Origin of the sequence: Paenibacillus sp. FSL A5-0031 (genome assembly GCF_001956295.1) — a bacterium.
Classification (GTDB): domain Bacteria; phylum Bacillota; class Bacilli; order Paenibacillales; family Paenibacillaceae; genus Pristimantibacillus.
This window is the reverse complement of record NZ_MRTD01000019.1, coordinates 58,316-77,908: the sequence shown is the minus strand read 5'-3', so window position 1 is coordinate 77,908 and position 19,593 is coordinate 58,316. Positions and strand designations below refer to the sequence as shown.

The window sequence follows — 19,593 nt, the reverse complement described above, 5'->3', positions numbered from 1 at the left end:
TGACTAGATAAATGGTCAGTTCCTTACATATATCATAAAAAATCTTCGGAGGTGCAAACCGGAAACGTTCATTTAATAACACAGCGGCAGTTTGACTTCGATTCCTCTCAAAAGACTGCCTTTTTTAGGATCAGTATCATACAGCGTCAAAGGGACTTTAGCATTCGCCGCTTCCAAAACTGCTTTCTTAAAATTTAGAAATCGGGCATTCAACGATGACGTCTACCTTATTGATTGCGGTGGCGAACCGCTAGAAGCCCGGTATCGGCGAAACGACAAGCGCGCCTGCCGCACAAGTCCTGTCCAATATCGACCGGAAGGAGCATTAAGAAATGCTATTGTTGTTCACTCCATTTCTTCTCCTAGCGTTCACGGCCCTCATTCGGGCGGTGTTTACGTTCGCGCGAAAAGCTGGGGAAAGCGAACAAGGCGAAGGATTAACGTTAACCCGGCTCGTAGACGGCATTCTACTTTCGATCGCCTCGTTTCTCCTGATCGTTGGTTTCTTATTTGATGTGAAAGGGGTACCAGGAGGTGCGCCGTTAAAAATGTACTCAGAAACCGGAGAGCCATTATATGCATACGCATCTCTGTCCCACAAGCATAGTGCCGTACTTTGCGTAGACTGGTTGCTCGGCTTCTTTTCCTATTGGGCGCTGAGAATCTATCATAGGAAGCTTTCTCCAATTGTATATACTTGCTGCAACGTCTTTTTGGTTCTTTGCATTTCGCTGACCGCAGTCTATTTCATTCATACCGGCTTTTCCAATTACGATTTTAATAAGATCTTCTCCGTATTGCTTCTTCAAACCGGGAGCTTAACGTCTTGCCTGCTGTATCTGGCGCAGCTCAAGCGTTCATTGGACGTATGGAAGGTGTTTGCAAAGGAGGAAGATGCGGAGACGATGCCCGCCTGGCAGCGGCCTCTGCATCGCTTCATCATCATGCGTCGCCGGGCAATTCCGGCGCTATGGATGGCACTGCTATTCCCTGTTCAGCTTGTTGTTCAATTGCTTCTAGTCTTGTTCGGGCAGCGGCCGGATGGCGTAGTGCGGGCGTTTCTGGATACGAGCGGCTTCTACTTGTCGAGGCTGCCAGCGCCACCGCCGGAAGTGGTGTCAGGGGATGGCCATTATTTGTGCACCGTCGCCGCTATGGGACATCGATCCCTAGTCAAGCCGCTTAGGCCAGGAATCCGGCACGGCATGTCTATCACAGTGAATCGCCAGCTTATGATCGCTAACGCGTTCGAAAATGTGCTGGAACAGTACATGCCCGCCTCCCACCGCACGATTCGCCGACTATACGACAAATACGGCTATCCGGTAAGTCGGCAGATTCGCACGAAGACAGCAGCGGATGTGATCTATGTGGCGATGAAGCCGCTGGAATGGTTCTTTCTGCTCGTTCTGTATACCGTCGACATTCGCCCGGAAGACCGGATTCAAGTGCAATACAGTGGGTTCGGTAAAAAGATTAGTCGACCGAACGCCGAATTGACACGGTAACGCAGAAAATAAAGTGTCGGAATGAAATACTCTAAGTTTTTATCCACGTCCAAAATTAAAAGATCGGATATAGATCGTTTAACTAACGGGACACGTTAGTTGGATTAAAACAAAAGAACCTCGGGCACAGCTTCTTTCAAGCAGAGCCCGAGGTTCTTAGTATTGTTATTGCCCTTAAGCGGCGACGTCGCGTCTCGTAAATAGTAACCAAGCTAAGAATTGGAATACGATGTAATAGGCGACAAGTATCATAATCGAGAACGTCAACGTCATTTCCGGTCTTAGCGGCGACGCCCCTTGCATATATTGCGTCAGGTCGATGTTGGAGAAGAGCAAATACTTGACCCAGCTATAGCCGCTGAGAAGCGCCGATAGCGTATTGCCGACCAGCATGAACAGAAGCGAGAAAGCTATGGCCATCGAGGAGCTGCGGAACGCGGATGATATCATGAAAGCCATCGTTACGTACATGAGCATGGATACGATCGAGAAAGCGTATTTCTCCAACGAATTCAAGAAATAGGAACTTTCTTGGATAACTCCGCCATCGGTAATCGATATTTTCGCTTGGCTTGTTCCTTCGAAGCCTTCGAGAATACCTCCAGCCGCGTAAGCAGACGCAAATGTCAATATGAGCAGCAGAAGCGCGAACCCAAGCGTGGCGATGTATTTGCTGATCATAATCTTCGTGCGCGAAGCCGGACCGACAAGCAGCAGCTTGATCGTGCCCCAAGTGAATTCGGCCGCAATCATATCGGCAGCGATAATGACGGTTAGAATCGTCGCTAAAATAATTAAGTATGATGATGTATCTACATAATTCCACAATGACAATTCGTTAGGATTTGTATTTTGTTCCAAATAATATTCATTGAGTTTGATTTCGTTAGCGAAGTATGTTTTGTCCTCTTCCGAGAGCTCTTTGTTTTCTTGAAGCTCCTGCTGCATGTTGCTATTCCGTTCGGTCAGGTTGTTTTGCCAGTCGATCGTATTATTTTGGCTTGATTCCCACTTCATGATGCCGCTCATCAATGCAATTGTAAAAACGAGGAAGGCAATCATAAGCCATGTACGAGGACGACGATATATTTTCATATTTTCGTTTCGAATTAGATTAGACAGACTAGACAACCATCTCACCTCCGGTAATTTCCAAGAATTGTTCTTCTAGTGACTTCTGCGCCGCTTGAATGCCGAGCACGTCAATCTCCGAGCTTACAAGCAGCCTTGTTATATCGGGGATGGCAGCTTTGTCAGCCGCAATTTCAAGCTGATTGCCTTTCACCGTAATGCGGGTTGCATCGAAGATGGCGGATAGCAGCTGCTGAGCGGCAAGTAAATCGCCGACTTCGATAACGACCTTCGACTGTATCGAATCGCGAGTTTCCTGCAGCGAGCGAATATCGATGAGCTTGCCGGCTTGTATTATCGCAACCCGGTCGCACATAAGCTCCATTTCGGACAGAAGATGGGAAGAGACGATGACGGAGATGCCTTCTTCTCTCGTCAGCTTGCGCAAATAATCGCGCAGTTCTCTAATTCCTGCAGGGTCGAGTCCGTTTGTCGGCTCATCAAGGATGAGCAACGATGGACGATGCAGAATCGCTTGGGCAACGCCAAGCCGCTGCCTCATGCCGAGAGAGTAACGCTTAACCTTCTCGTGAATACGGTTCTGAAGCCCGAGAAGCTTAACGACCTCATTGATCCGTTCCTTCGTAATGCCTTTATGCCGACGGGCAAAATGAACAAGGTTTTGATAACCGGTCAAAAATTTATACATTTCCGGGTTTTCGACGATCGCTCCTACATGCGTCATAGCAAGCTCGAAGTGCTCGCGGACGGATACGCCTTTAATTAGGGCCTCGCCCTTCGACATCGATATCAAGCCAACAATCATCCGTATTGTTGTCGTCTTGCCGGCACCGTTCGGTCCGAGAAATCCGAATACTTCGCCTGCGGGTATATCGAAACTAAGATTGTCGACGATCTTACGTCCGCCAATCGATTTGGTCACGTTGCGAAGCTTCAAAACGGCTTCTGTCATGCGTTAAAACCTCCTAGTATTATCTTACATATGGAACTATACTGGAAGTTGCTTTGTCATAAAATAGACCTTTGATCAGGATTTCTCCCCTGCTTAGGTCGAGTATGAACGTTTTTCCAAGCATTTTTTAAACAAATATTTAAAAATATGCTTAATAAACAACTAAGAATTATTTACAACATTATGAGGTAACTCTCGAATTTGAACTGGAGGGTATAGGTTCACTTTCTGATCATTACCCTAACTAGACACAACCCAAAAGAAAATCACTTTTTCTAAAGTGTCTATCATTCGGGTTGCAGTTTAGCCAAGGCAGCTGCTCCTTGGTTATATTAATCTAACGTTCAGGTTACGCTAATGAGTATTCGTTCCATAATGTGGGCTGACATCTTGCCAAAATTGCATTAGAAGGAATCTCTCTTGTCTATAGAGAAGTCATTTAAAGTCAAATATGCTCGATGCAGGGAGCTAGAATAGGAATGAAAAAGATCTTCATTATTGGAGTTGTAGCTAGTGGTAAGACGACATTGGCTAAACGCTTATCGCAGAAAGTTAGTGTACCTTGTTATGAACTTGATTCAATAGTCCATCATCAAACATCCACGGGACGACATAAACGTTCAGCAGAAGAACAAATTGAGGTTATAAAGGAAATAGATATACACGGTACATGGATATTTGAAGGAACAGATAGAGAGTCCTATCAATGTTTGTATGAAATGGCCGATACAATCATATTTCTTGATACTCCATTGTGGACGCGAAGGATAAGAATCCTAAAGAGATTCCTTAAGCAAAATCTTGGTATTGAAAAGTGTCATTATAAGCCAGACATCCTGATGTTAAAGATGATGTATACATGGACAAGGGATTTTGAACAAAATAGAAGCGGTTTCGAAGCCAAGTTAAAAAAATACAAAGAGAAAGTGATCAGGTTAAGAGATAATAACGACCTGGACTTTACCTGAACGAATATGACTAAGGGATGGGAGACGATAGTTAATTACCGAAAGGGCGGCCGCGTGCTAGCTCATCGTTACGCTAACGGGCAGTTATGCTTAACATGATAATATTGTAAAATGAATACTTTAATTGATATAAACCAGTTGGTGTTGGTGATCTTTATAAGGAGTTTTATGAAAAAACTAAGAAAACACTTGTTGAATCTAGCTTTTGGTGAGTTAGTAGCGGCTATTTCTTTTTTGGTTGTATTTAAACTGTATCTAGATTTAGGATTCGCAAGCTTGCTTGCGTTTTCATTTCTTGTGTTGCAGTTAATTCAAGGTGTGCTGTATTGGGTATTTAGATCTCAATCATTAGGTAAAGAGAAATCATTGTTAATGCGGAAAACTCTAATTATGCTTAGAAGAATTAATCTTCTTTTGGCTTTGTTAATTGTTATTTTCTTGTTAATGCTTGCACAGAATAAAAGAGACCTATTTTTTGGTATGTTGATTTATGTTTTTTCCGTGATAGAATACATAAATTACTATTGGTATCGTTTAAGCTATGGGAAGTCGGGTTTCAATATTAAATTGCTTATTCAAGCTGGTTTAAAGCCTTCAAGTATTCATAAATTAATAAAAAGAAAATAATTCTCTAAACTTTCGGATAATAAGCATTCATTCACAAAGGGCTACCGCTATTGCTATGGAATCGGCTCTGCTTTAATAAAAGGTATGGCTAACTGTCTGGCCAAACGTGAAATTGAAAGTTTCTGTATGGATAGCGGTTATCGACATGTTCCAGTTCAATCGATTTATTAGTATATAATGATAATTGAATAGGAGGGCGTTATCTAAATGGAATATATAGAAACAGGATTAAAACTATTTGTGTTTATAATAGTTATTTCTCTATTCTTTAGTTTGGTACGATTCCTTGTCCAAAAATATCTAAGTGATTTCTTTCAAGGTTTCTCGGAAAAAACAATAAAAATATTTAGGTTACTTAAAGGAAAGTTTCAAAAAACAGGCTGAAAATATGGTTAGCGTTTTGAGAAACCGGTCTATTCTAAGCAAATGTTCAATAATGCTGAGCGTATAAAAACGTCCAATTGTTGGCGCTGTGCTTTTTATCTGGCAGGGTATGTAAATCAATTCGCGAAAATTTCAAATAACATAAGTGAAGAGGCAGCATAGCTTTATGAAACTAGGATAAAGTTTAACACAAAGGAAACCGCCTAGTATTTGACATATAACTTTGTCATATGTTAGCATAAATTTAACTTATACGAACGGAGGGGTTACGTGTGTTGATCTAATTCTTCGATACTTTTTGCACAATGAATTGGTTTGTGGTTTAAGACTATTTTGTGTGCATCGTAATCGAAGATTAGTTTGCCTTCACGGTAACCTAGTTTAGTTTTATATCATTGGGGAGAGGGGTAACCCTACCTCCATGCCATATAAACTAGATACAAAGGAAATGGATTGAACTTTTTATGATCTACCCGGTTATTGGACTGATTCTCTTCCATAGGGTAATCATAATATTGTGTTCATTCTCAAATTCTTTTTCGATTACAGTATGCGCACAGGCCTATGGCCTGTGTTTTTTATTTTTCAAGAAACATTGGAGGGTTCCATATGAACGAACAACTAATAAAAGTAGATGGGATTAATATATGTGCAGACAGTTTCGGAAAGCCAGATCATCCGGCCATCTTGCTAATTATGGGTGCACAATCCTCATTGATTTGGTGGGAAGAAGAATTTTGTCAGCGTTTGGCAGATGCAGGACGTTTTATCATTCGTTATGATAACCGAGATGTTGGACGTTCAACAACTTACGAGCCTGGTCAACCGGGTTATACTTTTGAAGATATGGCAGATGATGCAATAAGAGTATTGGATGCTTATAAGATTGAGCAAGCTCATATCATAGGCATGTCCATGGGTGGTATGTTGACTCAAATGATCGCTCTGCGGCATCCGGAGAGGGTTAAAACCATTACCCTCGTTTCAACGTCCAATTTTGCTCCGCATCTTCCTCCGATGGAGGAAAGAATTATGGAGTTTTTCTCGAATATGGGGGCTGTAGATTGGACGAACAAACAGTCGGTAGTCGAATTTGCCATTAATAGATCAAAGATTCTGGTCGGTTCAAAGCATGTTTTTGATGAGAAGAGAATTGGCGCATTGGCGGAAAAAGAATTTGTTAGAAGCAACAATATTGCCAGCATGGGGAATCACGCCTTACTGACAGGTGGGGAATCTTATCTGGTTAGGACGAATGAAACCATTGCTCCCACTCTGATTGTTCACGGTACTGAAGATCCTATTATCCCTTATAAACATGGAGAAAATCTTGCTAATGAAATTCCGGATGCGGTTTTACTGACATTGGAGGGTACTGGACATGAACTTCATTATGATGACTGGGATATAATAATTACTTCTATTTCCAAGCACACATCAATATGAAATTAGTACAAGCCGATTTATCGTATGGTTAAGGGCTTAGTTCACGTTTTCTCTATGCGGATCTTCTCCATTTGAAGTTATGTTATACTTGTTAGGAAAAGGGGGTGCTTACTGATGGAAAATCTCTTAAGATTATCTGGTACTTCTTCCACTCATGCAAAGCCTGTTATTGGAAAAGCGTTACTTTGCGTGGGGCGAAACATTTTATAGCGCTGAATAAGCTTTTCTAATATTTTGGCTTTGCACCTTATTTTTAATTGTCAAAATAAGGAGCGGGCGAAGTTGAAATATATTAATGCAACAAAGATATTACCTGAAGAGCTAATTATGGAAATTCAAAAGTATGTTCAAGGAGAGGCTCTTTACATTCCTAAGCAAGAAAAGGAATATAAAAACTGGGGAAGCTTGAGCGGTGGTAGACAGTTACTGGATCAACGAAATGCCGCTATTAGAAATGCTTTTATGAGTAAAAGCAGTATTGAGCAGCTTTCCAAGGAATATTTCCTCTCCATAGATACGATTAAGAGAATTGTGTATTCACATAATGAATAAAGAACAAAGGGCACTGGTGAGAATTTCTCATTAGTGCCTTTTTTGTGTTAACAATGAATCTAAGCCATTGTTGACATATGAATAGCTGTCTACATTATTTAAAATAGGTTTAGCAAATGAGTGTGTACATGATAGTTGGAAATTAGCAGACGAAAGAAAGTTAGAAAGGGCTCGAATTACTGCATAAAACGAAGAGCAGCACATCATAATGAATGATGTGTATAGATAGAAAGCGAGGAAATTAAAAACCATGAGTGAGCAAAAAAACAGAAGCAGACATTTAGTTGATCAAGAAATTATAAGTGTAGTTGATTTATTTCCAACAACGGATCTTTCTGAATCAATGTTAATGGAATCACGTAACAATCAAGCAAAAATGCTGCCGCAAATAGATGTTACGCAGTTGTTCCCAGTTACTTTTGAAGAAAAAACAGTACCAAGTTATTTTGGAGGTCCAGATATTCGCATAGAGATCATTAAACCAATCCAGCCAAAGCGCAAGAAGTTGCCTTTATTTTATTCTATTCACGGCGGCGGTATGGTTATGGGAAGTCCGGTTGGTGATCGTACAGCTAACGCGTCACTTGCATCCCAGCACGGTTTTTGCTGTGTATCTGTGTATTATCGCTTGGCACCAGAGCATGCTCAGCCTAGTCAGCTACAGGATTGTTATTCGGGTCTAAAATGGTGTATTGAGCATGCAGAGGAATTAGCGATCGATTCTCAAAAAGTGGCCATATCCGGCAGCAGTGCCGGTGCAGGATTAGCAGCGGGTCTTGCCATTTACATTCGTGACCAAAAGGAATTTGATATTCATCATCTAAGGCTGCGTAATCCAATGCTTGATGACCGTACAAGTATTGCGCCAGAACATCCCTATGCGGGTGAGTTTGTTTGGACAAAAGGAAGTAACTATTTCGGCTGGAAATCTGTTTTAGGCCATGAACCCGGTCATGAAGCGGTTAGTGAGTATTATGTGCCTGCGCGTGCAAAATCACTAGCTGGTTTGCCGCCCACTTATATAAGTATAGGCAGCATTGATTTATTCATCGATGAAGCCTTATTATTTGCAAAACAACTGGTCTTTAATGGTGTGTTAGTGGAATTACATGTATACCCTGGGTACCATCATTTGTCCCCGATGTTTCCAGATGCTCATTTTTCAATAGAAGGATTCAAATCCAGTGAATGGGCTTTGCTGAAGGCGCTGAATGTACTTTAAAGCGGAACGAATTTTTGGCGTAGCCAATAGGGAACCAAAAAAGTCAAAAGTCTGATCCATTCAAATTGAAAATAAACCTCTCTGCAGGATGCTGCGGGGAGGTTTATTTGCTCATTCTTGTTATTAGGCTAACGAGCAGGATAGTTCAGTATATCTAACGAATTTTAAAATTACTAGTTATTATCGAGATTTTTTAGATGGGAAGATGGCACTTCAACCCTCATATATAAGAACGTGAACGATTGTTTGAATATGCAATTGCAAATGGGTGGGAATATTTTTTAGATAAGAAGCCGCTGAAAATCGAACAAGGTCATGGTAAACAAGAACGCATTAGAATACAACAATAGGGCTGGCATAGTATAAATTAGAATAGGGCTGTTTAATTAAATGATTTCTGGTATAAAACGCATTGAATTTCCTCGTGCAATTAACAGGGTACTTATCTCAAAATTAGTATTTATCCGCTGCGTAATGCCATTCTTATTCCGCCTAAGGGTGAAGTTTTCGTCGCCAAGTATGTTCCAGGTTTCGAACGTAATCTCCTCATCATGAGCGATAAGTCAGAATACGGGAAGAAATGGATAATTAATAAGGATTTGAAACCGATTATAAAAGCCGAAGTCAAACTTGCAACAAACTCCACCAACTCAAAATTCATTTCGCAATACCGTCAAGCGCTTCAGGCGTTCATCGAAAAGCACCGCGATGGGCCCGATCCAGCCCTAATTCGTCAGTATGAGCAAAAACTCGAAGTACTTGAGGCGATGGGACGTGAGCGACAATCTGAATAGTATTGAAGGGTTCTAATTATTTTTATAACGAGGCTGGCTACGGGTATATTGGTTGTTGAGATAACGGGACACAATAGTTGAATTATAAAAAATGTGAGCAGACACTATGGTGGGCTGCTCATTTTCTTAAAAAGGACTTGACTATAACACTAGTGTCATACTTTATGATGAACTAAGAATACAAAGAAAGGAGGTTGAACTATGAAAATGAAAATAAGTCAAATAGCGAAACAGACCGGCATTAGTATTCGATCCTTACGACACTATGAGAAAAAAGGGCTGATAACCGCTTCTCGTCTTGACAATAATTATCGCGAATTTGATGATTCTATTGTCGAAGTCATTCATACGATTCAACTCTATCTTAATTTAGGACTCACAACGGATCAGATAAAAGATATTATGTATTGCCAATATCCGGGTAACGACGAATTCGGCGAAAAAGACGAGTATTGTGATGAATTACTTCAAATCTATGAAACAAAACTGGTTGAAGTTATTCGACAACAGAAAGCTTTAGCAGATGCGGAATTAAGCTTGAAAAAGCATATCAATTTAATGAAAAACCATCAAGATAATAGAAATCAAGGAGGCTGAGCCATGACGGTTTTAGTAACAGGAGCAACCGGAAATGTGGGTCGATATATCGTTGAAGAACTCGTCCGAACAGGTCATAATGTGCGTGCGTTGACGCGTAACCCGGCAAAAGCAAATTTCCCCAAAGAGGTTGAGGTTGTATATGGCGATCTTGCTTCTCCAGAGTCTCTTGTGCCCGTGCTGAAAGGCGTTACAAGCATGCACTTAATTACGTTTAACAGTGAAGGTTTTGGCCCGCTGCAGACTGGACCCGAAATTGTTGAACTGGCCAAGAAAGCTGGAGTAGAGCGAGTCACAGTATTGTGGAGCGGTGTGAATGGACCCGTGGAGCAGGCTGTGGAAGCGAGCAGCCTGGAGTGGACCTTTCTCCAGCCGCCTCCAGAGTTTATGTCCAATACACTTATCTGGGCAGAGTCCATTCGCTCGGAAGGCATTGTGAAGGAGCCATTTGCTGATTCTTTGGATGCGATGATTCACCCGGCCGACATCGGCAGTGTCGCTGCAACCGCACTGACCAACACCGGTCATGCAGGTAAAATCTATACGTTGACCGGACCTGAAGTGCTAACCATACCAGAGAAGGTTCGCACGATCAGTGCTGCAATCGGGAAGGATATCCAATTCGTCGAGCTCACCGAAGAGCAAGCACGCGAACGCATGCGGAATAAGGGAGCCCAAGAGGATGTTATTGATTTTGTAGTAGGCTGGCATGCAAACCCTCCTAAATCTGCATATACAGTGGTTCCTACCGTTGAACAGGTCACTGGCCGACCAGCACGCACCTTTGCCCAGTGGGTGTCAGAGCATGTGCAATATTTTAAAAATCAATGAATTGAGATATTACACAAAGCAGCAACTATAGCGGAATGAAAAGATATTTTATTAGAGAGAACTTCTCTGCAGGGTACTGCGGGGAAGTTTTTTTGCTTATTTGTTATTAAGCTAACGCCCAGGATAGTTCCAATATGTGTTAAAATTGAGTACGAAAACAGTTAAACTAAGAACTTTTTCTGAGGTGATTCAGTACAATGAGCTTAAACCCTTATGAGGTAAAAACAAAAGAGGATATGCTTCAATTTGTAGCTTCTTTAATGAGCGATTTGAATACAAATAAAAATGATTGGGAAAAACCGAATTTGGAATCATTTTTAGATGGGATGAAGGCGTGGCTTGAAGATTCAGGGACTAATCTTGAGCCAGATTGGCGTACTTTCGCAATTATTCTCTCTGCCGGAAAATCCTACGAGTGATTTTTTTTATTAGTCCAATTTTAATAGATTTATTCACTTTGAGAATACCTTAGTAGAATGATCACAAACTTTTTAAATAAGACGTTATAATGGAAGGAAATTTAATGAAAACATCATATCTTAAACGGTATATTCGATTTCGTACGAATTTAGAGGGTCGATATTTTATATGGTCGATAATAATCGAGCTAATATCAAGATTTCCAATTAGTCTTAAAGAAGCGATTGATTTAATAAATCAAAATTGGAGACTCATTGAATTAACTAATCATGATGAAATGGCTTATCATGAGTCACCCGAGTTTTGGGCTAAAGACTTTTATTGGGGACATAATTCGATTTGGTGGAAAAAAGGGGGAAATCGTATTCAAATGGGGCTAGAACCACTTAAGCCTGAAAGAAAAAATAAATTTGATAATTATTATGTTTGTACCATAAACACAGGTGAGATTATTAATAATTATAGTGTTTTATTATCCTATTCTAATGTGAAAGCTCTGAAATTAATAGGATTGATAGATAAAGATAAGGGACTTATATATTCGTTTAGTGCTAAAAACTATAATGAAGCATTAATGAAACATTATAGAAAATCAGGCTGGGGTACGTACAGAGAAGAAGGTTAACGATATGTCACCTCATGAAAGCAATAACTGTACGTATCATTATACTCCCACATCGGCAGCTAGTTCCTTGATCCATATGATGTATCAGTCTGTTATGCATGAGTAAAAACATATATTGTAAAATAAGGTAAAGATATATTTGGAGGAAAACAATATGACTCTTGAATTGGTTATGATTATTGTTTTATTTCTTTTAAATATTCCAATATATAAATTTCTGTTCCGTATTTTCTTTGTGGATGAAAATGATTATAACGAATCTATTAGGCATACTTTCACTCCTAACATAATTTCATTTTTTAGAGGGGAATATTGGAAGGATAGAATTAACACAGCGAGACTTCAGTTTTTTATACTTTTCTGCATAGGAATAGTTGTGTTGGAATACATCGTTTTGAATAAGCTAATTGAAGTTTTTCGTTAGCTTGATTGAACGATCAACAATTGTAAATTGTTCACTTTCCATATTTGGAGGAGATTACTGTGGCTATCGGAGATTATCAGTTTATTCTATTTCCATTTGGAAATGAACCAACCGTTACTGAAGATGGGATGGAGTTTGTTGGGCAGAACAATTTCGACTTTGTCCAAACAGTAGAATTACTCAAAAACTCAGCTTATATAAAAAATGAACCAACTTTGAAATCTTGGAACTCATTTAATGATGCGTGTTATTTTCTATATGATGATGGGATATACAGAGTTGAGATCGAACTAAATACAGGCACCGAATCAGAAAAGGCTGAAGAGATATCTGTCAGAACTAATGTTTATAAAGAAGAGGGTAGTGTAACTGAAGCATTACGAATATGTAAGTTGTTATGCGCTTCCTTGAATTTAAATTGCTGGAGCACGAAACTTCGTAAGCTAGTTGATTTTAATAATGAAGATGATGTGAAATCTACAATAAATCATTTTAATAAGCTTAGAAATAAGGATTAATTCCCTGAAATTTGTTAACTCAGGCGTTTCAATGGCCTGCTCATTTTATTAAGCTAATGGGTAGATCAGAAAACTAATGGTAACTGAATCTATGATCGAATAATAATGAAAGCATATTTAATGAGGTGGGTTATGTTCGAGTTGAGTAGGAACGAATTTACTAAAGTATTACCGATGTTTTCAAAAATCCAAAACAAAGCAGTCTTTGCCTTTTCTGTTATTGAGCATGTGCAAAATGGAAGGATATTTGTAAACAGTAGATTAGATCCGTCTGCTGCTTTCCTTACAAGTTGCGGTGGATTTTATTGTTTAGTTGGTAATGCCTCAGACTGCACATTTAATGACGCTGTAGCGAAATTTCTAAATCATAAAGACAACCACATTGGGTTCTATGCACTGGCGTTGTTCACAGACGAATGGGAAAGAACTTTCCAGAAATATCAACTAGAACATGCTAATAAAATAAAACGTATTTATTTCCGATTTAATGAGCAAAAGTTTATTGAAAATAGTAAAGACATACATATAAACATTGATGAAGGACTGCAATATGAAGCGCTAAACGAAGATATCTCAAATAGATATCGCGAGGATTTCTATACATATTATAAGCTAGTGTGGGATTCCAACGAGTATTTTAATGAGTGCGGTATCGGACATTTTATTACAAAAGAGAATAAAATCATAAGCGTTTGTTCATCTCCTTACGTTGGTGGAGGTTTTGCTGAGATTGATATTATTACAATTGAGGAACATAAATGTAGAGGACTCGCGACAAAAGTTGGTATCGAGTTTATCAATGAATGTCGGAGTAAAAGACTACTACCAAACTGGAGTTGTCATTCAGATAATCAAGCATCGATATCTCTTGCAAATAAACTTGGATTTGATCTAATCGCAGAGCATCCGATGTATTGGTATAACATGTAGCGTGGCGAGGCCCATTGACGTAGGGAGCGCTTTGAAGGCGAGGACATCTCAGATATTTAAAGGTTGGCTGCTTGTTTAATATAGGGAAAAGAAATTGTAGAATATTTTGAGATTAGTCTCCATAATATAGAAGTGAAATTATATATTTTACAAATTGGCTTCGTTAAACTTGTTATTGGATGGTGATGAGATATGAAAAAAAGGTATTTATTAATAATGGTACTAATGACTTTTACTGTTCTTTCATTAACGGGCTGTGTACCTGGAGATGGAGTAAATAATGCTCAAAATCCTGCAGGCTTTTTCTGGGGAATATGGCATGGCTGGGTTGCTCCTATTTCCGTTATTATTGGCATTTTCAATCACGATATTAGAGTATATGAAATCTACAACTCTGGCTGGTGGTATGATATAGGTTTTTACATTGCAGTCATCAGTGGCTTTGGAGGGATATCACTCTCTCGACGAAAAAAAGTGAAACGAGAAGAATAGTTGTTTGTATAATTAGCACGTTAAACTAACAGATATGGTGATTAAATAGCATAAAAAAATGAGCAGGCGCTGCGGTGGCCTGCTTTTTTTATTAAGCTAACGGGCAAAATAGTTATAACCGAAAATTACTAACCACGCATTGAATTTACTAGTTATAATTATAACAATTATTCATTGAGTGGAGGTGTTTCTATGCAAGAAATAGACTACAGCACTTACTTTTGGCAAGACGAAGCTATACGATTGCGTGGAATTTCACTAGAAGATTGGGAAAGCTGTTTTGTAAGTGGATATGACACTCCTGCGCGTCGATTGTTAGAATGTACAATAGAATTGCCGCCTACAATTTCTGAAGCAAAAAGATTTGTTGAGGAAAATACGGACTTTTCATCAACGAACAGTAGAATTATGTTTACCATTGAAGACTTGGATGGTGTAAGTGTAGGCGGTATTAATTTAAATAGCATTGACGAGAGGAACGGAACATTTAGCATAGGCATCGTGATTGATAAACCCTACCGAGGTAAAGGATATGGAACCAGGGCAGTACACATGCTCCTAAGATATGCTTTCTTCGAGCGTAGACTAAATAAATTCAATGATTATGTTCTTGAAGGAAATGAGCCATCGGCTAGTATGCTTAGAAAAGTAGGGTGTGTTCAAGAAGGAATCAGGCGTCAAGTGTTCTACATAAACGGAAAATATCATGATTCCATCTTGTTTGGTTTAACGAAGGATGAGTATGTGAATTTTCTTCACAAGGACCATCATATTATTTAGACGCAATTTGGGTGATTGGAGAGGTAATTAATGAAAAATATAAATGTTGATGTTGTTGTAAGATTAATAAATGAACAATTCCCAGAATGGTCTGAGCTAGATATCAGACCTGTAAAATTTAGTGGGAATGATAATAGAACATTTCATTTAGGTGAACATATGAGTGTAAGATTGCCAAGTGCAGCATCCTACGCTCCTCAAGTGGAGAAAGAACAAAAATGGCTGCCAATGTTATCCGCAAAACTTTCTTTACCCATTTCCATGCCACTAGCTAAGGGGAATCCTAATGAAGAATATCCATGGCCATGGTCAATCAACAAATGGTTGGAAGGAGAGACATTGTCTCTGGAAAAATTAAATGATCTTAACCAATTTGCAATAGACTTGGGTTCTTTTTTAATTGAATTACAATCTATTGATGCTAGTGAAGGTCCTTTAGCCGGGGAGCATAATTTCTATAGAGGCGGATCTATAGCTGTATACGATGAAGAGTCAAGATATGCAATTGAGAATAATAAAGATGTTTTTAATGAACAGGTCTTAAAAGAAATTTGGGAATCAGCCCTTGATTCTAAATGGGAAATGGAGCCGGTTTGGGTCCATGGTGATATAGCACCAGGAAATATACTCATTCAAGACGGAAAACTCTATGCAGTCATTGATTTCGGTATTTTGGGAGTTGGTGATCCTGCTTGTGATGCTGCAATGGCATGGACGTTTTTTGATGAAGAGAGTAGAAAGATATTCAAAAGTGTATTAAATATGGATGAAGGAACTTGGAACAGAGCAAGAGGATGGGCGTTATGGAAGGCTTTAATAACCTACAATGGTAATAAGTATACTAACAAAGCAATTGCAGACGAATCATATAAAATTATTAATATAATCGTAGACGACTACGAATCAGAGAAAATTGAAAAATAACTTTAGCTTCCATTTAACAGAGACTTTGGTTTTCGCAGTGGAGTTTATTTTATATGAGTAAGAATTAAAATGAGCAGGCGCTGCGGTGGCCCGCTCATTTTCTTAAGATAACGGACAAGCTAGTTCAATTGTTCAGCGTTATGAGTTATAAGGACAGACGTCAAAACAGTGCAAGCTGTAGGTCTCAAATGGATAACTGAACTTCTTCTCCTACTTCTGATTTTGTTCGCCATAACAAGACTAATGATAAAATCACAATAACCAGACATATCCAATATACCGATCGAAATCCTGTAAACTGGGCAATGATTCCACTTCCGAGCGTTCCTGCCAGCCTACCTATGGTGGAGGCGTTGGTATAGAGCGTTGTAGCTACCCCCGGTGAATCCGGCATCATATTCGTGAAATAGCTAAGTCCATTGCCCATCACGATTGCCACAAACGTTGCCTGCATAAGCTGCGCTATAATCAGTTGAATCGGATCGTTCGAAACACCTAAGGTGACGAAATAGAAAATAGCAATAATGCTGCCAATCATTAAAAGAGTATGATTTGATATCTTTCTACCATACGCACCTAAGATCAGCATAATGGGAATTTCAAGGCCGGCACAAATACCGACCACTAACCCGACATCCGTATGCGTGCCTTGAAGCACGTTCACAATAAAGAGCGGCGTGTTGATTAAATTCATCGCGTTAACCGTGAACAGAAGAATAAAAGCGATAAACGGCAGCCTGATCTGCCTGCTAATGAGCAAAGAGGTACCGACTGTGTTGCTCAACCCAGGTTTTTGTGGATTTGCTTTCCGGCTTGAAAGAAACAGGAATATAAGAGATGCTGTCGTAAGATAGATGGCGGATGTCACCAGAAAGAGACCGCTGTACCCAATCGCCGCCAAAAGAAGAGTCCCTGCCAATGGTCCGATTAGAAAACCTAGAGAGATCAGAGAACGTAATGCAGACATCGCTAACGTTTTGTCAACGAATTTGCTTTCATTGGCAGATTCCTGTGCATAAGCATAAATTTGAGGTATGGAGGCAGCCCCAAATCCACTCAATATACTGACCACAATCAGCAGCATAATGAAATTATCGAATGTCAAATACGCAGCATACACCAAAGCAGACGAAAGCATTGCTGCAATCAATATCCATTTCCGGTCTAGACCGCTATCCGAACGTTTGGCAATGAGCGTGTTCACCAAAATACCGCTTAACGAACTTACTGCCATGAACACGCCGAACGCCCCAGTGCTCATTCCTAAATCTTCTGTGAAATAGAGAGCTAGATAAGGCGTTGTAATCGATATTCCGATCCCGATCATCAGCATGCAGATGACGAATAAACGATACCCTTTAATTTCGAACAATTTTTTAAATCGTGCGAGCAATCTCTGATCCTCCTTCTTCCCTCCCGAAGATAGTTAGATATCGAGTTTCCTTGTACCGATCCATTTCACCATTTCCGGGTCCCGATGTGAAAAGAACTGGCTCTGTTTCGTATCTAATGCAGCAATTGACTCCATGTCCTTATGGTCTAATTCGAAATCAAAGATATTGAAGTTTTCGATAATTCTTTCTTTACGAGCCGACTTTGGAATGACAACGACTTCTCTTTGTGTTAGCCAACGCAAAACAACCTGGGCAACGGATTTATTATGCTTTTCGGCTATAGCTACCAATAATTCATTTTGAAACAAGTTATTTTTCCCTTCAGCAAATGGCGCCCAAGACTCGATCTGAACATTGTTCTCTTTCATGAAGGCTGCATTTTCGATTTGCTGGTTGAAAGGGTGTGTTTCCACTTGGTTTACGGCAGGAACAACTTCATTATGAATAATCAAATCTATTAGCCGATCCTCGTGAAAGTTACTTACGCCAATTGCACGGACCTTTCCTTCACGATATAGCTCCTCCATAGCGCGCCAAGAGCCATGCACATCGCCAAAGGGCTGATGAATTAAATATAAATCCAGATAATCAAGCTGCAATCTTGTTAGTGATCGTTCAAATGCCCTCTTTGTGCGCTCATAACCAGTATCCTGTACCCAAAGCTTTGTAGTGATAAATAACTCTTCTCTCGCTCTGCCACTCCGTTTTATTGCTCTGCCAACCGCTTCCTCATTTAAATAAGAGGCAGCTGTATCAATCAGGCGATAGCCTGCTTTAATAGCTTCATGAACGCTTTCTTCACATTCATTTGCATCTGGAATCTGAAAAACACCAAAACCAAGAGTAGGCATTTCAACACCATTGTTTAGAATTACTTTTTGCACGGTAAGACCTCCATTATTTTAGTGTGTAAGTGTAGGGGAGCTAAAAATTAGTAAATTCCTTATCAAATGATTCATTGTATATTTACCGATTACAACCTTATTATGCACTGGATTAAAAAGAGACAGTTATCCCATTCGTATCAAATGTTTGCCTAATCCTCTCACTACCGCTTATGTAATAAATGCATATGGTCTATAATTGAGCTATAAAAATAACGTTGTTGGAGGGGCCAATGTCTGAAATAATCATGAAACAGCAGAATGAACTCGCCGAAATCATTAAGCGTTATTCTGGAAAAGACGGTGTACATCCTACCGCTATTCCATCCTTATTTTTCATCCATATCTCAAATGTTAATATACCCAGGCATGGAGTTTACAAACCTTCCTTATGTATAGTTGTCCAAGGTGCGAAGGAAGTATGGCTAGCGGATGAGCGCTATAGATACAGTCCTGCTGAGTATCTTGTTGCAACTGTTCACTTGCCGGTCACAGCCCAAGTTACTGAAGCGTCTCCCGACACGCCTTATCTGGGTTTTAAACTTGAATTTACACCAAGCCAAATCTTAGAGGTTCTACAAGAGTCTGAAAATCAAGTGAAATCGAAAATAGATCCGAATCGGGCAATGTTTGTCAGCCAGATGGAATCGACTTTGTTGGATGCGGTCCTCAGGTTAGCTCGTATGTTAGATAATCCCAAAGATATTCCGGTTCTTGCTCCATTAATTACGAAGGAGATTCTGTATAGGGTGCTGGAAGGTGAGAATGGAAGTGTTTTAAAACAAATTGTAATGGAGGGCAGCTCAATCCACCAAATTAGAGAGGTTATTGAGCAGATCGTGAATCATTATGATCGTACTTTCCGTATTGAAGAGCTTGCCGAAATAGCGAATATGAGTGTCTCCTCGTTTCATAGGCATTTTAAAGAAGTAACGGCTATGAGTCCAATTCAGTTCCAAAAACAGCTGAGACTGCAGGAAGCTCGTCGCCTGCTTTTAAACGAATCAACAGATGCCACTGATGTCGCATTTCGAGTAGGCTATGAAAGCCCCTCGCAATTCAGCCGTGAGTATTCCCGAATGTTTGGCTTTCCTCCGAGACAGGATATAAAACGGCAGAAAGCATAAAAGGCTAAAAATAAATTCGAAACCAGATAGGTAGGGAAATACTTAGAAAGTAGACATAATCCTGACTTGTGGTAGCCTGCTCTTTTCATTAAGCTAACGGAC

21 protein-coding genes are annotated in these 19,593 nt (G+C 39.8%); 17 read left to right on the top strand and 4 right to left on the bottom strand.

Annotation, left to right across the window (positions count from 1 at the left end):
- Nucleotides 1-332 precede the first annotated feature (332 nt).
- Complete coding sequence (locus BK120_RS26985) at nucleotides 333-1,508, top strand: DUF6688 domain-containing protein (protein WP_076270613.1); 1,176 nt, start codon at nucleotides 333-335, stop codon at nucleotides 1,506-1,508.
- 174 nt (nucleotides 1,509-1,682) lie between these two features.
- Here the strand turns inward: BK120_RS26985 and BK120_RS26980 are convergent, their stop codons facing one another.
- Both BK120_RS26980 and BK120_RS26975 read right to left on the bottom strand, forming a co-directional pair.
- Complete coding sequence (locus BK120_RS26980) at nucleotides 1,683-2,639, bottom strand: ABC transporter permease (protein WP_083682513.1); 957 nt, start codon at nucleotides 2,637-2,639, stop codon at nucleotides 1,683-1,685.
- Entirely contained in the window at nucleotides 2,632-3,552 is a 921-nt protein-coding gene (locus tag BK120_RS26975; RefSeq protein ID WP_076270612.1) for an ABC transporter ATP-binding protein, read from the bottom strand. The genes BK120_RS26980 and BK120_RS26975 overlap by 8 nt, the downstream gene beginning before the upstream one ends.
- Nucleotides 3,553-4,031: 479 nt before the next feature.
- Here BK120_RS26975 and BK120_RS26970 point away from each other — a divergent pair, with 479 nt between their 5' ends.
- From BK120_RS26970 to BK120_RS26895, 15 genes are all read left to right on the top strand, one after another.
- Nucleotides 4,032-4,520: an AAA family ATPase gene (locus BK120_RS26970; protein WP_076270611.1), complete on the top strand. Its 489-nt coding sequence runs from the start codon at nucleotides 4,032-4,034 to the stop codon at nucleotides 4,518-4,520.
- Between the two features lie 168 nt (nucleotides 4,521-4,688).
- Complete coding sequence (locus tag BK120_RS26965) at nucleotides 4,689-5,147, top strand: hypothetical protein (RefSeq protein ID WP_076270610.1); 459 nt, start codon at nucleotides 4,689-4,691, stop codon at nucleotides 5,145-5,147.
- A 993-nt stretch (nucleotides 5,148-6,140) separates the two neighbouring features.
- Entirely contained in the window at nucleotides 6,141-6,977 is an 837-nt protein-coding gene (mle, locus tag BK120_RS26960) for an alpha/beta fold macrolide esterase (RefSeq protein WP_076270609.1), read from the top strand.
- A 282-nt stretch (nucleotides 6,978-7,259) separates the two neighbouring features.
- A complete protein-coding gene (locus BK120_RS26955) occupies nucleotides 7,260-7,529 on the top strand; it encodes a CD3324 family protein (RefSeq protein ID WP_076270608.1) in 270 nt (89 codons plus the stop codon).
- 250 nt (nucleotides 7,530-7,779) lie between these two features.
- A complete protein-coding gene (locus BK120_RS26950; protein ID WP_076270607.1) occupies nucleotides 7,780-8,751 on the top strand; it encodes an alpha/beta hydrolase fold domain-containing protein in 972 nt (323 codons plus the stop codon).
- Between the two features lie 551 nt (nucleotides 8,752-9,302).
- On the top strand, nucleotides 9,303-9,545 hold the full coding sequence (locus BK120_RS26945) for a hypothetical protein (RefSeq protein ID WP_076270606.1): 243 nt from the start codon (nucleotides 9,303-9,305) through the stop codon (nucleotides 9,543-9,545).
- 201 nt (nucleotides 9,546-9,746) lie between these two features.
- Nucleotides 9,747-10,142 carry a MerR family transcriptional regulator gene (locus tag BK120_RS26940; protein ID WP_256711035.1) on the top strand — a complete coding sequence of 132 codons (396 nt, stop codon included), beginning with the start codon at nucleotides 9,747-9,749 and terminating at the stop codon, nucleotides 10,140-10,142.
- Between the two features lie 3 nt (nucleotides 10,143-10,145).
- Nucleotides 10,146-10,973: an NmrA family NAD(P)-binding protein gene (locus BK120_RS26935; protein WP_076270605.1), complete on the top strand. Its 828-nt coding sequence runs from the start codon at nucleotides 10,146-10,148 to the stop codon at nucleotides 10,971-10,973.
- Between the two features lie 197 nt (nucleotides 10,974-11,170).
- A complete protein-coding gene (locus BK120_RS26930; protein WP_076270604.1) occupies nucleotides 11,171-11,392 on the top strand; it encodes a DUF7660 family protein in 222 nt (73 codons plus the stop codon).
- Nucleotides 11,393-11,496: 104 nt separating this feature from the next.
- The gene (locus tag BK120_RS26925) at nucleotides 11,497-12,018 is read left to right on the top strand and encodes a hypothetical protein (RefSeq protein WP_076270603.1); all 522 of its coding nucleotides are present in this window, start codon (nucleotides 11,497-11,499) and stop codon (nucleotides 12,016-12,018) included.
- A gap of 483 nt (nucleotides 12,019-12,501) precedes the next feature.
- Nucleotides 12,502-12,960: a hypothetical protein gene (locus tag BK120_RS26915; RefSeq protein ID WP_076270601.1), complete on the top strand. Its 459-nt coding sequence runs from the start codon at nucleotides 12,502-12,504 to the stop codon at nucleotides 12,958-12,960.
- 132 nt (nucleotides 12,961-13,092) lie between these two features.
- Nucleotides 13,093-13,890 (top strand): GNAT family N-acetyltransferase, encoded by a 798-nt coding sequence (locus BK120_RS26910; protein ID WP_076270600.1) that lies wholly within the window; start codon nucleotides 13,093-13,095, stop codon nucleotides 13,888-13,890.
- A 192-nt stretch (nucleotides 13,891-14,082) separates the two neighbouring features.
- Entirely contained in the window at nucleotides 14,083-14,382 is a 300-nt protein-coding gene (locus tag BK120_RS26905; RefSeq protein WP_076270599.1) for a hypothetical protein, read from the top strand.
- 192 nt (nucleotides 14,383-14,574) lie between these two features.
- The gene (locus BK120_RS26900) at nucleotides 14,575-15,162 is read left to right on the top strand and encodes a GNAT family N-acetyltransferase (protein ID WP_076270598.1); all 588 of its coding nucleotides are present in this window, start codon (nucleotides 14,575-14,577) and stop codon (nucleotides 15,160-15,162) included.
- Nucleotides 15,163-15,192: 30 nt separating this feature from the next.
- Entirely contained in the window at nucleotides 15,193-16,086 is an 894-nt protein-coding gene (locus BK120_RS26895; RefSeq protein WP_076270597.1) for an aminoglycoside phosphotransferase family protein, read from the top strand.
- Between the two features lie 184 nt (nucleotides 16,087-16,270).
- Here BK120_RS26895 and BK120_RS26890 read toward each other — a convergent pair whose 3' ends face one another.
- Nucleotides 16,271-17,479 (bottom strand): sugar efflux transporter, encoded by a 1,209-nt coding sequence (locus BK120_RS26890; RefSeq protein ID WP_076270596.1) that lies wholly within the window; start codon nucleotides 17,477-17,479, stop codon nucleotides 16,271-16,273.
- 33 nt (nucleotides 17,480-17,512) lie between these two features.
- Nucleotides 17,513-18,364, bottom strand: coding sequence for an aldo/keto reductase (locus tag BK120_RS26885; protein ID WP_076270595.1), 852 nt, complete (start codon nucleotides 18,362-18,364; stop codon nucleotides 17,513-17,515).
- Nucleotides 18,365-18,597: 233 nt separating this feature from the next.
- On the opposite strand from BK120_RS26885, the gene BK120_RS26880 reads away from it, so the two are divergent.
- Nucleotides 18,598-19,491 carry an AraC family transcriptional regulator gene (locus BK120_RS26880; RefSeq protein ID WP_076270594.1) on the top strand — a complete coding sequence of 298 codons (894 nt, stop codon included), beginning with the start codon at nucleotides 18,598-18,600 and terminating at the stop codon, nucleotides 19,489-19,491.
- Nucleotides 19,492-19,593 lie beyond the last annotated feature (102 nt).